10 protein-coding genes are annotated in these 12,421 nt (G+C 62.5%); 6 read left to right on the plus strand and 4 right to left on the minus strand.

The features are described from left to right. Window positions 1–11: 11 nt before the first annotated feature. Entirely contained in the window at window positions 12–1,094 is a 1,083-nt protein-coding gene (locus AC0L2X_RS23595; RefSeq protein ID WP_352491846.1) for a LacI family DNA-binding transcriptional regulator, read from the plus strand. Window positions 1,095–1,116: 22 nt separating this feature from the next. On the opposite strand, the gene AC0L2X_RS23600 is transcribed toward AC0L2X_RS23595, so the two are convergent. Then, entirely contained in the window at window positions 1,117–2,292 is a 1,176-nt protein-coding gene (locus AC0L2X_RS23600; protein WP_352491845.1) for an OpgC family protein, read from the minus strand. A gap of 216 nt (window positions 2,293–2,508) precedes the next feature. Between AC0L2X_RS23600 and AC0L2X_RS23605 the strand changes: the two genes are divergently transcribed. Continuing rightward, window positions 2,509–3,183: an alpha/beta hydrolase gene (locus AC0L2X_RS23605; RefSeq protein WP_473556017.1), complete on the plus strand. Its 675-nt coding sequence runs from the start codon at window positions 2,509–2,511 to the stop codon at window positions 3,181–3,183. A gap of 9 nt (window positions 3,184–3,192) precedes the next feature. Here the strand turns inward: AC0L2X_RS23605 and sthA are convergent, their stop codons facing one another. After that, a complete protein-coding gene (gene sthA, locus AC0L2X_RS23610; protein ID WP_352649948.1) occupies window positions 3,193–4,581 on the minus strand; it encodes a Si-specific NAD(P)(+) transhydrogenase in 1,389 nt (462 codons plus the stop codon). A gap of 211 nt (window positions 4,582–4,792) precedes the next feature. Between sthA and AC0L2X_RS23615 the strand changes: the two genes are divergently transcribed. From AC0L2X_RS23615 to AC0L2X_RS23625, 3 genes are all read left to right on the plus strand, one after another. Continuing rightward, on the plus strand, window positions 4,793–5,263 hold the full coding sequence (locus tag AC0L2X_RS23615) for an RDD family protein (protein ID WP_352491842.1): 471 nt from the start codon (window positions 4,793–4,795) through the stop codon (window positions 5,261–5,263). A 138-nt stretch (window positions 5,264–5,401) separates the two neighbouring features. Then, on the plus strand, window positions 5,402–6,166 hold the full coding sequence (locus AC0L2X_RS23620) for an arginyltransferase (RefSeq protein ID WP_023717252.1): 765 nt from the start codon (window positions 5,402–5,404) through the stop codon (window positions 6,164–6,166). A 123-nt stretch (window positions 6,167–6,289) separates the two neighbouring features. Then, window positions 6,290–7,186 (plus strand): DMT family transporter, encoded by an 897-nt coding sequence (locus AC0L2X_RS23625; RefSeq protein WP_352491841.1) that lies wholly within the window; start codon window positions 6,290–6,292, stop codon window positions 7,184–7,186. Here AC0L2X_RS23625 and AC0L2X_RS23630 read toward each other — a convergent pair. Together AC0L2X_RS23630 and parC are read right to left on the minus strand one after the other, a co-directional pair. After that, entirely contained in the window at window positions 7,174–8,394 is a 1,221-nt protein-coding gene (locus AC0L2X_RS23630) for an AI-2E family transporter (protein WP_352491840.1), read from the minus strand. The genes AC0L2X_RS23625 and AC0L2X_RS23630 overlap by 13 nt on opposite strands. Window positions 8,395–8,642: 248 nt before the next feature. Next, window positions 8,643–10,895 (minus strand): DNA topoisomerase IV subunit A, encoded by a 2,253-nt coding sequence (gene parC / locus AC0L2X_RS23635; protein ID WP_473556021.1) that lies wholly within the window; start codon window positions 10,893–10,895, stop codon window positions 8,643–8,645. Between the two features lie 268 nt (window positions 10,896–11,163). Here parC and AC0L2X_RS23640 point away from each other — a divergent pair, with 268 nt between their 5' ends. Continuing rightward, a complete protein-coding gene (locus AC0L2X_RS23640) occupies window positions 11,164–12,357 on the plus strand; it encodes a hypothetical protein (protein ID WP_473556022.1) in 1,194 nt (397 codons plus the stop codon). The last annotated feature ends 64 nt before the right edge of the window (window positions 12,358–12,421 follow it).

Consider the following 12,421-nt stretch of genomic DNA (forward strand, 5'->3'; position numbering starts at 1 on the left):
GAGACAACCAAATGGCATCACTCACCGAAGGCAGCAGGAGGCCCATCCGGCTGGCGGACATCGCCAAAGCCGCGGGCGTATCGCACGGCACTGCCTCCAATGTCTTCAGCCGTCCCGAAATCGTGCGCGAGGAAGTCCGCGAGCGGGTCAAGGCGGCGGCCGACGCGCTGGGCTACGCCGGCCCGGATCCCAAGGGCCGGCTGCTGCGCGCCGGCAAGGTCAATGCAATCGGCGTCGCCACAACCGAGCCGCTGTCCTATTTCTTCGACGACCCGTTTGCCCGCGTGATGATGGCCGGCATTTCGGAAGCCTGCGACGCAACTGGCGCGGGGATAGCCCTCGTGTCGGCTGGCAACGAGGAAAAACTTGCCTGGAATATCCAGAGCGCCCTCGTGGACGGCTTCATCCTGTTCTGCATCGAGGGCGGTCCGCGCCTCGTCGAGTTGACGCGCGAACGAAAGCTCCCCTTCGTCGCGCTGGAGCTCGGCTCGCAGGACGACACGGTCTCGGCGATCAGCATCGACAATGTTGCCGGCGGCCGGCTCGCGGCGCGCCATCTGGCGGAACTTGGACATCGCCGCTTCGCCGTGTTGTCGCTGGCCTTCGCCGACGACAGCACCGGTCTTGTCTCGCCCGAGCAGGTCCGGACGGCGTCCTATACCGGGACCCGTGACCGCCTCCTCGGCTATTTCGAAGAGCTTTCCCGGTTTGGTGTCGACACCGCCAAGGTGCCGGTCTACGAGACCGAAAACGACAAGGCGAGCACAAGGGCTGGTCTCGAAACCATCTTCGCAGCGGCGGAGCCGCCGACCGCCATCCTGGCGATGTCGGACCGGATCGCGATGGTGGCATTGGAATGGCTCAGTGCACGGGGCATCGCGGTTCCCCGCGATGTTTCCGTCGTCGGCTTCGACGGCGTGCCTGAAGCCGCAATTTGCGAGCCTCCGCTCACCACCATCGCCCAGCCGATCGCCGAGATCGGCCGCCGGGCAGCGCGAAGAATCCTCGACTTCGACGGCACGGTGCGGCGAGAAACGCTCGACGTCGAACTTGTCGTCAGGGCATCGTCCGGACCGCCGCCAAGTACAGGCTGACTGGGCAGATCGGCTCCAACCCTTATCTATTGGCCGCCATGGGACCGATGCCAAAGGATGGACGGACAGGCGGCGCCTCGTTGCGGACCGGCTTGCCCTTGCCGGACCAGCCGATGGCGGACAGCCACTCCAGATAGAAGGCGAGCGCGAACTGCATGGCGATGCCGGCGGCGAGCAGCAGACTGTCATAGGCAATGCCGCCCGGGTTGATCAGCTTCATCACCTGCGCCGCCATGGCAATCACCGTGCCGGCAATGAAAACCGGCAGCGAGCGTTTGCCCAATATGGCGAGCGGATTGTCGCGGCCGGTGCGGAACAGGTTCGAGACGAAAGGCAAGGCGACGACCAGATAGCTCATCGCCAGGATGTGCAGCAGCCGCGGCAACGACAGGAACGTCTTGTCGAAACCGGTCAGCACCACCGGCAGGTCGAGCCACGACACATGCCCCCACAGCGGGCTGTGCACCCAGACGAGCGCCGTCAGCACGTAGGCGGCCGCCGCGCCGACCAGCCAGCGATTGACCGGGATGGTGCCGCCGCGCCGCACATGCAACACGCTGGCCATGCCGATATTGAACAGCAATTGCCATGACAGCGGATTGAGGAACCAGAACCCGGGCTCCGGGTAGTTCGGCGGCGCGATCTGGTAGATTCCGGCAACCAGCCAAAGGGCTGCGGACACGGCAAGCGCGGCCAGTGGCCTGTAGCTGATGAACAGCAGGAAGGCCGGCGCCATCAACAGCAGAGCCGCATAGACCGGCAGTATGTTGTTGTAACCGAGCTGATGGCCGAGCGTGACGATACCGACCAGGACTTGCGGCGGGTTCCTGACGAGCGGCTCGATGTTGATCAGCGTCAGAAGGTCCGGGCGTCTCGCAAACACCGCCGCTGCGCAGAAGATAGCCATGACCACCATCGTCGTGACGATGTGGGTGACATAGAGCACGCCGGCGCGGCGCCACATCTTCAGCGTTGCGATCAGCCGGTTTCCCGGCTGGAATTTGGTACCGTAGGCAAGCGCGACGGACATGCCGGAGATCAGCACGAAGGCCTCGGCCGCATCCGAAAACCCGAAATTCTTATAGGTCAGGGTTTCAAAAACGGTGCCCGGCACGTGGTCGATGAATATGGTCAGGAGGGCGAGAGCCCGGAACACGTCAATACGCGTATCGCGTTCCGGCGAAACTGGCATGGTCATCGATAAAAGGCCTTAAAGCTGGTTGTTTATGCCTGGCATGCGACCCCTCGGGCGATCACCCGGCGCACACTGCTTCGATCCCTCCCGCGGGGATTATATCGGCAAAGAAACGGACTGAAATGCGCCCGGTTCAATCAACTTTCGCGGAGCTTGAAAATATTTCGTTTTGAAGCCGGCAAATTAACGAAAGTAACACGAAATCAAAAGGATGTGACGATGGCCGAGGAGAGCCTCGAAGACGGTATTTTGCAGGAAAATTCAGGCTTTTTCTACCGGCTACATCGACCCGCCAACTTACCCGGTGACTGGCTGTTCCTGCTGCATGGATCGGGTGTAGACGAGACAACCATGCTGCCGCTTGGTCGGCAAATCGCGCCGCATGCGGCGCTGGTTGCGGTCCGTGGCCGCATCCCTCAGGAGGACGGGTTCCGTTGGTTCACGCGAATCACCCCGACGCGTTTCGAACAGGCCAGCATCCATGCTGAGGCGGACGCATTCGCGGGCTTCGTCGACGGCATCGCGAAGCGCCGCCGCGTCGATCTCCGCCGCGCGACCTTTGTTGGTTATTCGAACGGCGCCAACCTGGTCTCAAGCGTCATGCTGCTGCATCCAGGCCTGATCCAGCGCGCCGCATTGCTGCGTCCGATGCCGGTGCTCGACGAGGTGCCGGCGGCCGACCTGTCGAAGGCGCGGGCGTTGATCATCGCCGGCGCCACCGACCTGACCTACGGGCCATTCGCGCCGGCGCTGGCTGCTCTACTGAGCTCGCATGGCGCCAAAGTCGAGACCCAAACCATTGCCTCCGGCCATGAAATCGGCGATCCGGACGCAGAGATCGTCAGGCAATGGCTGGCGGATCCTGCAGTCGCCGTTGCACCGTCAGACCGATGAGCCTCGAGGCTACCCTCGCCCCATGCGGTTCCAGGCGTCGAGCCCGGCGATCTTGTAGGCTTCGGCCAGCGTCGGATAGTTGAAGGTGTTGTTGACGAAGAAGTCGACAGTGCCGCCGAGATTGATCACCGCCTGGCCGATGTGGATGAGCTCGGTCGCGCCCTCGCCGACAATATGGGCGCCGAGCAGACGGCGTGTTTCGATCGAGAACAGAAGCTTCAGGAAACCGGTGTTGACGCCCATTATGTGGCCGCGCGATGTCTCGCGAAACCGCGCCACGCCGACCTCGTAGGCAGCACCGCTCTCGCGCACCTGCTCCTCGGATTGCCCGACGGTGGAGATTTCCGGCACGGCGTAGATGCCGTAGGGAAAGGTTTCGGGCGGCGGCGGCAAGGGCACGCCGAACGCATGGCAGGCGGCCACTCTGCCCTGCTCCATCGAGGTCGATGCCAGGCTCGGAAAGCCGATGACGTCGCCGGCGGCATAGATGTTGGGCGCGCTGGTCTGGAACGTCTGCGGATCGACCTTGATGCGGCCCCTGGGATCGGCCTCGATGCCGACCGCTTCCAACCCCAGGCTGCCGACATTGCCGGTACGCCCTGCAGCATAAAGCACCATCTCGGAACGTATGGTGCGGCCGTCGGCCAGCATCACCTCGGCATGATCGGGTTTGGAGGCGATCTCCTTGACGGCGCTGCCCAAGCGGATGGTCATGCCGCGGTCGCGCATCTGATGGATGAAGTCATCGACGATCTCGCGGTCGACGAAATCCAACATGGTATTGCGCGGCTCGACCAGCGTCACCGGAACGTCGAGTGCCGAAAAGATCGTCGCATATTCGACGCCGATGACGCCGGCGCCGATCACCGTCAGCGTGCGCGGTAGGCGGTCGAGCTCCAGCATCTCGTCGCTGTCGAAGATCCGTGTCTTGTCGAACGGCACGTCGCGCGGCCGGTGCGGCCGGGTGCCGACCGCGATCAGCGCATGGGCGAAGCCAACCTCGCTGTAGTCGCCGGTGTCGGTGGTCAGGCTGACCTTGTTGGGGCCGAGGAATTTTACCGCGGCGCGCGCACTTTTGACCGTGTTGCGCATGAACTGGTGCTGCAGCACCTCGACCTCATGGTCGAGCGTCTTGTGCAGGCGCTCGACCAGATCGCCGACCGAAATGTCCTGCTTGACGCGGTAGCCGCGTCCATAAAAGCCGCGCTCACGCCACCCGGAGAGGTTGAGCACCGTCTCGCGCAACGTCTTCGACGGTATGGTGCCGGTGTGCACCGACACACCGCCGAGTCGCCGGCCCCTGTCGACCACCAGCACCGACTTGCCAAGCTTGGCCGACTGCACCGCGGCGCGGCGCCCGGACGGGCCGCTGCCGATGACCAGCATGTCGTAGTCCATGTCGCCCCGTCCCCTCGGCTCGGCGCCCTTTGTTGCGCCGCAGCAAGCTAACGCTATCCGCGCCATGAATTCAACAAGTCAGACGGCACCAGGCACACCGTCACCATCTACACGGCGGCGAAAGGCTCGATCTTGATTCCGCCGCGAACCTTCACCATTTCACCAATAAGCGGCCCGTGCCTTAACCCGGGTTCGATTACGAGGAAATGAAATGAACGCTCGCGTTTTCGACGGCGAAATCATCACCAGCAGGCTCGAAGATGTCCGCGCCTATGAGGGCGTGCGCACACGGCGCATTCTCGCCTTCGTCATCGACTATTTCATCGTGGCGCTGCTCACCATTCCATTCGCGATCCTGGTGTTCTTGTTTGGGCTGTTGACGCTCGGCCTCGGCTGGATGCTGTTTTCCATTCTCGTACCGGCGGTCGCCGTCCTCTACATCTGGAACACGCTCGGCAGTAAAGACCAGGCCACCACCGGCATGAAGGTGATGGGCATCCGGCTCGACCGGCTCGACGGCACCCGCATCGACGGGCTGACCGCCGTCGTGCATTCGGTGCTGTTTTGGGCCGGCAATGTCATCCTTTCACCGCTGGTCCTGCTGGTGAGCCTGTTTTCCGACCGCAAGCGCACGCTGCACGACCTGCTGCTCGGCACCGTCGTCAGCCGCAGCGATCGCTGAGCAGACTTTTGAAGCGCGGCCACGGCCTTTGCGCACAAATGTGAAGACATCCAATCAACCAGGCTTTCACAATCCTGTTGAATTTTTCGGCGTCCGCGCCAAAGGTAGAGCGATTCGCAGGAGTGTTTCCAAGGCTCGATGACGCAGCACCCGACCCAGTCGCCACAGTTCTTTCTGACCGCGCCCTCGCCGTGTCCCTATCTCGAGGGCCAGTTCGAGCGCAAGGTGTTCACACATCTGGTCGGCGACAAGGCTCCGGAGATGAACGATCTGTTGACGCAGGGCGGTTTCAGGCGGTCGCAGAACATCGCCTACAGGCCGGCTTGCGAGACCTGCCGCGCCTGTGTGTCGGTGCGCATCCTGGCGCAGGAATTCACCGCCAGCCGCAACATGAAACGGGTCATACAGCATAATTCGGATCTGGTCGGCGCCATGCACGACGCCGAACCCTCCACCGAACAGTATTCGCTGTTCCGCAGCTATCTCGACGCCCGCCATCGCCGTGGCGGCATGTCCGATATGACCGTGCTCGACTACGCCATGATGGTAGAGGATACCCATGTCGACACCAAGGTCATCGAATACCGTCGCCGCGGACCCGACAGCTTCATCACCGGCAAGGGCCAGGGCGAACTGATCGCCGTGGCCCTCACCGACAAGATGGCCGATGGCCTGTCGATGGTCTATTCCTACTTCAACCCGGACTTCGAGGACCGCTCGCTCGGCACCTTCATGATCCTCGACCACATCGCCCGCGCCAGGGCGATGGGCCTGCCCCATGTCTACCTGGGCTACTGGGTCAACGGCTCGCGCAAGATGAATTATAAGATGCGCTTCCAGCCGCAGGAGCATCTCGGCCCGAAAGGCTGGGAACGCTACAATCACGAAGCGGTTTCGCGCTGATTCCTGCCTTCGGTATTCACCCTTAAATTGTTTCGAGGAGGACGCCCGCTGGGCTTCCGGCCGATCGGCTGGAATACCGGGCGGGTCAATTTTGCGCCTCCAAGCCTACGCGAGAATTGCCGCATGTCTTCCCACAACGACCACCAGAGAGGCCTTCTGATCACCGCCATCGGCGGGCTGACGCTAACCGTCGACATTCCGCTGATCCGGCTCGCCGATGGCGAGGCATGGACGATCCTGCTGTTGCGCACCGGCACAACCTTCGTCGCCACGCTTATCATCTGGGCCGTCTGGCGCTCGCTGAGCGCAAAGGCACCGCAGCTTGTGCCGGGCTGGTCAGGGCTCATCGTTGCCGGCCTTTACGGGCTCGGCTCGATCGCTTTCATCACCGGCGTCTACAACACATCGACCGCCAACCTCGTTTTCATCCTGGCGTTCACAACCATGTTCGCGGCCCTTTTGTCATGGCTGTTCCTGAAGGAGAGGCCACGGCCATTGACGCTTGCAGCGCTGGCACTGATGATCGTCGGCGTGACGATCATTGTCGGCGATTCCGTTGGAACCGGACATCTCTTCGGCGACCTGATGGCGCTATGCTCGGCTTTCATGATCGCAGCGGCCATCACCATCTCGCGCGCAAGCGGCAAGGACATGGGTTTCACGGCGCTGATTGGAGTGGTGCTGCCGCTGGCCGTCGCCACCCTGATGGTTTCCAAGGTGGGTTTTCATGTCAACGCGCCATGGTGGATCGTCTTCAACGGTGCCGTCATCATGCCGATCTCGTTCTTCTGCCTCGCCAACGGCCCAAAATACATCTCCGGGCCGGAGGTGGCGATGTTCTACCTGCTTGAAACCGTGCTGGCACCGGTCTGGGTGTGGATGATCTTCGCCGAAGCGCCGTCGCGCAACAGCCTGATCGGCGGCGCGATCCTCATCATGACGTTGATCGGCCATTCGCTCTGGCAATTGCACGAGGGGCGCAAACGCCGCGCCACGTTCGCCATCAGTCACCCGGCCTGATTCTTTTTCGCGGCGGCGCGTTCGGCGACAATTTCGATCTGCGGCGGCGCGTCATCGTGCTCCGCCGGTTCGGCGGCAGCGAGCTCATCGGTCAGTTCTACCTCGCGCAGCCACTCGCGCCAGATCGCGACCAGGAGCGCCATCAGCACCGGGCCAATGAACAGGCCGAGAAAGCCCATTGTCTTGACGCCGCCGATCAGGCCGAAAAAAGTCGGCAGGAAGGGCAGTTTTATCGGCCCGCCGACCAGCTTCGGGCGCAATGTCTTGTCGACGATGAAGAGTTCGACCGCGCCCCAGATGAACAGTGCCAGCCCGGCCATCGGCGAGCCGCTGGCCGCGAGATAGATCGAGACCAGCGTGAAGGACAGCGGCGCGCCGCCGGGGATCAGCGCCATGATGCCTGTCAGCGCGCCGAGCGTCACCGGCGATGGTACGCCGGCCAACCAGTAAGCGATACCCAGCACCAGCCCTTCGCCGATGGCGATAACGGTCATGCCGGTTACCGTCGAGGAGATCGTCGCAGGCACCACGCGTGAGATCCGTTCCCATCTGGCCGGCAGGATGCGTTCGCCGAGGCGATCGACCTGTCCGGCGAAATGCTCGCCGTCGCGATAGGCGAAGAACAGCGCGATCATCATGAACAGCAGCGTCAGCAAAAGGCCGAAGGCGCTGCCGCCGGCGGCAAGCACGCCGCGATAGATGCTGCCGATATTGGCGCCGCTGATCAGCTGGATCAGTTCGCCGATGCCGCCAGGGTGGCCAACGTTGACCGTCCATTGTTCATTGAGCCATTCGCCCACCACGGGCATGGTGGCGAGCCAGTGCGGCGTCGGCGCACCGTAGCGGTTGGTCTCGATCGCCCAGTTGACCCATTCGCGCACCTCATTGATGGCGTAGGTGCCGGCAAGCGCGATCGGCACCACCAGGAAAGTCAGGATGAACAAGATCGCAAGCGTCGCCGCAATCGTGCGGTTGCCGCCGACGCCGGCGAGCAGCCGCCGATAGAGCGGCCAACTGGCGAAAGCAATCACCAGGGCGGCAAGGACCGGGAACAGGAAGCCGTGGAAGAAATAAACGCCGGCGGCGACGATCAGCACCAGGAGCCAGCGCGCCGCCGACAGCGGCGGAATGACAGCGGCCCTGAGCGGCGTCGACAGGCCAAACAGGCGCTGCTGCCGCTCCGGCTTCTGTATCCTGACTTCCTTCAAGCGCCCAACTCTCCCTGGCCCATCGCATCGCTTATGCACTGATATAGTGCAGCAATCGTGACGACATTCCAAATGTTTGGGTGGAGCTGCTAATCTCCCCTCATGAGGGGAGATGGCCGGCAGGCCAGAGGGGGTCGCCGCGCGTGAGACGCCAGTCTCCTCTGTCTGCGATAAGGGTCGCGTCTGGACGTTCCGACCCCCTCTGTCGCCTTCGGCGACATCTCCCCTCAAGGGGGGAGATTACCGCTTCACCCGAACTTGCCAGTCCTCGGGAATCCCTTCGGCACCATGCGGCCGGCCGAGGCGCGGGCGCCGATCCATTCGGCAAGCTCGTCACGCGATTTGATGAAGGTGCGATCTGCCGAATCCTGCCAGGACAGGCCGCTTGCGAGCGTGAAGGTCTTGAGGTCGAGAACACCGCCATCCTTGTATTTCTGCAGGCGCACGCCCTTACCGCGCCCCATCTCCGGGATCTCGGCCAGCGGGAACACCAGCATCTTGCGGTTCTCGCCGACAATGGCGAGATGGTCGCCGGCGACGCTCACGCAGCGCTGGGCCTCGTCGGGCGCCTTGACGTTCATCACCTGCTTGCCCTTGCGGGTGTTGGCGACGACTTCTTCTTCCGGCACGATGAAACCGTTGCCGTCATGCGACACCAGCAGCAGCTTGCGCTTGGGATCATGGACGAAGGCGGTGACGATATCCTGGTCGTTGTCCATGTCGACGATGATGCGGATCGGCTCGCCATGGCCACGCCCACCCGGCAGACGGTCGGCGCCGATCGTGTAGAACTTGCCGCCGGTGGTGAAGACCAGCACCTTGTCGGTCGTCTGGGCGTGGAAGGCGAGCTTGAGGCTGTCGCCTTCCTTGAAGGTCAGGGCCGAATGGTCGGTCAGATGACCTTTCATGGCCCTCAGCCAGCCCTTTTCTGACACGACGACGGTGACCGGCTCGCGCTCGATCATGGCATGGGCGATATCGGTCAGGTCATGTTCGGGTGCATCTGCGAACTCTGTGCGTCGCTTGCCGATCTCGGTGTCGGGCCCGTATTTCTGGCGAACGTTGGCGACTTCCCACTTGATCGTCGCCCACTGCTTGGCGTCGGACGCAAGCAGTGCCTCGATCTGCTTCTTCTCGCCGGTCAGGCCATTGAATTCCTCGCGGATTTCGAATTCCTCAAGCTTGCGCAGCGCCCTCAGCCGCATGTTGAGGATGGCTTCAGCCTGGGTGTCGGTGAGTGACCAGCGGGCCATCATTACCTGCTTGGGCTCGTCCTCCTCGCGGATGATCCTGATCACCTCGTCGATGTTGAGATAGGCGATCAAATAGCCGGCGAGGATCTCCAGCCGCCTCTCGATCTCGCCGAGGCGGTGCTTGGAGCGGCGGATCAGGACGTCGCGGCGGTGCTCCAGCCATTCCTTGAGCACGCCTTTCAGCGACAGCACGTTCGGCACCTTGCCGCGCGACAACACGTTCATGTTGAGCGGAAAGCGGCTTTCGAGCTCGGTCAGCTTGAACAGCGATTCCATCATGATGCCGGGATCGACCGAGCGGCTCTTCGGCACCAGCACGACGCGGATATCCTCGGCGCTCTCGTCGCGGATATCCTCGAGCAGCGGCAGCTTGCGCGCCATCAAAAGCTCGGCGATCTTTTCGATCAGCCTGGCCTTCTGGACGCCGTAGGGGATTTCGGTGGCGACAATGTTCCAGGTGCCCCTGCCCTGATCCTCCTGGTTCCATTTCGCCCTGACGCGAAAGCCGCCGCGGCCGGTTTCATAAGCGTCGAGGATCGAGGCGCGGCTGTCGACGATGATGCCGCCGGTCGGAAAGTCCGGCCCCTGGACGAAATCCATCAGTTTGGTGACGGGCGCATCCGGATGCTCGATCAGGTGGAGCGCGGCGTCGCAAAGCTCGGCCGCATTGTGCGGCGGGATCGAGGTCGCCATGCCGACGGCGATGCCGGAAGAGCCGTTGGCGAGCAGGTTCGGGAAGGCGCCGGGCAGCACGGCGGGCTCCTCGTCTTCCTCGTTGTAGGTCGGGCGGAAATCGACCGCGTCCTCGGTGATGCCTTCCAAAAGCAGCGTCGACACTTCGGTCATGCGCGCTTCGGTGTAGCGCATGGCGGCGGCGTTATCGCCGTCGATATTGCCGAAATTGCCCTGCCCGTCGACCAGCGGGTAGCGCATCGAAAAATCCTGCGCCAACCGCACCAACGCGTCGTAGATCGACTGGTCGCCATGCGGATGGAATTTGCCCATCACCTCGCCGACGATGCGGGCGCATTTGGCAAAGCCCTGGTCGGGGTTGAGCCGCAACAGACGCATGGCATGCATGATGCGACGATGCACCGGCTTCAGCCCGTCGCGCACATCCGGCAGCGCCCGGTGCATGATGGTCGAGAGCGCGTAGGCGAGATAGCGCTCTTCCAGCGCCTTCTTCAGATCGACCGGCTCGATATTGTCGCCGCCGCCACTCTCCGGCGGCAAAAGCCTTTTTCCCATGGGCTGGCACTAGCCGAGCGGGTGATTCGCGGCAAGAGGCACCATCATACGTCCTCCTATGCAACAGGAATTGGGAGCGTCGCTACGCCGGCCAACATCAATCCGTTACATCCTGCTTCTATCGCAAGCCTGATGGATCGGGTTTGCCTTTGGTCGCGATTTTCGACCATTGTGCCGAGGCCCGCCTTTTTCCGGTCCAGTTCGTCACCGAATGGTGGCGACGCGACGATTTGAAAAGAATTTCAGGACACTCTCAGGGGAGCTCTCGATGACGATCAGACACTCGACACTTATTAAAAGACTGGCTTTTTCGACCTTTTTGCTGACGCTGCCGCTGAATGCGGCATTCGCGCAGGATACCGCGGTCGCCGACCGGCTGAAGGCTGCCCTCGCCGCCCAGGGCGTCGACCTCTCCTGGACCGGCGTAACCGGCGACGCCTCCAGCATGGTTCTGCAAGGCGTGGCGGTCAAGCCGGCGGCCGAAAAGGAGGCGCTCAAGATCGGCGACGTCAAGCTCGAAGGTGTGACCGAAGCCAATGGCGGCTATCAAATCGCGACCGTATCGACGTTGCCGTTCGAACACAGCGAAGATGGCGTCACGCTCAATCTCAGCCCCTTCGTCATCCACGACATGACGGTTCCGGCCGAAGGCGCAACCGGTCCGCTGGGCTCGCTGATGATGTACAAATCGGCCGAGCTAGAAAACATGACCGTCAAGGTCGCCGACAAGACTGCGTTCTCGATGGACGGGCTTGCCATCGCAATCACGCCGCCGGCCGACGGCAAGGCCCTGGAGTTCTCCGGCACCACGGAAAAATTCACTGCCGACCTGACCCTGGTCGAAGATCCGAAGTCCAAGGAAGTCATCAACGCGCTCGGCTACCAGAACATATCAGGCAATCTTGAGATGGAAGGCACCTGGCAGCCTACCGACGGCAGGATGGACTTATCGAAATACGAAATATCGGTCGACAATGCCGGCACGCTCGGCATGACCTTCGATCTCGGCGGCTATACGCTGGACGTCATCAAATCAATGCAGGAGATGCAGAAGAAGATGGCAGCGCAGCCCGAAGGCGCCGACAATTCCGCGCAAGGCATGGCCATGCTCGGGCTGCTGCAGCAGCTTTCGTTCAACAGCGCCTCGATCCGCTTCGACGACGATTCGCTGACCAAAAAGGTGCTCGATTATGCCGGCAAGCAGCAAGGCATGTCCGGCAAGGACATCGCCAACCAGGCCAAAGCGATCGTACCCTTCGGCATGGCGCAGCTCAACAATCCGGAACTGACGGCGCAGGTTTCGGCCGCGGTCAACAAGTTCCTCGACGATCCGCAAAGCATCGAGGTCTCGGCCGAGCCGCCGGCAGCGGTGCCGTTCGCGCTGATCATGGCGGGCGCCATGTCCAACCCGCTCGACCTGCCGAAAACGCTCGGCGTGACGGTTACGGCGAACGAAGACTGACTGAGATCCCAAAGCAAAAGCCCGGCAGCGATGCCGGGCTTTTTCATGAATTCAACAGAACCAG

The organism is Mesorhizobium sp. WSM4828 (assembly GCF_055811175.1).

What these genes read in the sequence shown, in the direction of transcription:
- AC0L2X_RS23595 (WP_352491846.1), top strand. Translation starts at nt 12, where the DNA reads ATGGCATCACTCACCGAAGGCAGCAGGAGGCCCATCCGGCTGGCGGAC.
- AC0L2X_RS23600 (WP_352491845.1), bottom strand. Translation starts at nt 2,292, where the DNA reads ATGACCATGCCAGTTTCGCCGGAACGCGATACGCGTATTGACGTGTTC.
- AC0L2X_RS23605 (WP_473556017.1), top strand. Translation starts at nt 2,509, where the DNA reads ATGGCCGAGGAGAGCCTCGAAGACGGTATTTTGCAGGAAAATTCAGGC.
- sthA (WP_352649948.1), bottom strand. Translation starts at nt 4,581, where the DNA reads ATGGACTACGACATGCTGGTCATCGGCAGCGGCCCGTCCGGGCGCCGC.
- AC0L2X_RS23615 (WP_352491842.1), top strand. Translation starts at nt 4,793, where the DNA reads ATGAACGCTCGCGTTTTCGACGGCGAAATCATCACCAGCAGGCTCGAA.
- AC0L2X_RS23620 (WP_023717252.1), top strand. Translation starts at nt 5,402, where the DNA reads ATGACGCAGCACCCGACCCAGTCGCCACAGTTCTTTCTGACCGCGCCC.
- AC0L2X_RS23625 (WP_352491841.1), top strand. Translation starts at nt 6,290, where the DNA reads ATGTCTTCCCACAACGACCACCAGAGAGGCCTTCTGATCACCGCCATC.
- parC (WP_473556021.1), bottom strand. Translation starts at nt 10,895, where the DNA reads ATGGGAAAAAGGCTTTTGCCGCCGGAGAGTGGCGGCGGCGACAATATC.
- AC0L2X_RS23640 (WP_473556022.1), top strand. Translation starts at nt 11,164, where the DNA reads ATGACGATCAGACACTCGACACTTATTAAAAGACTGGCTTTTTCGACC.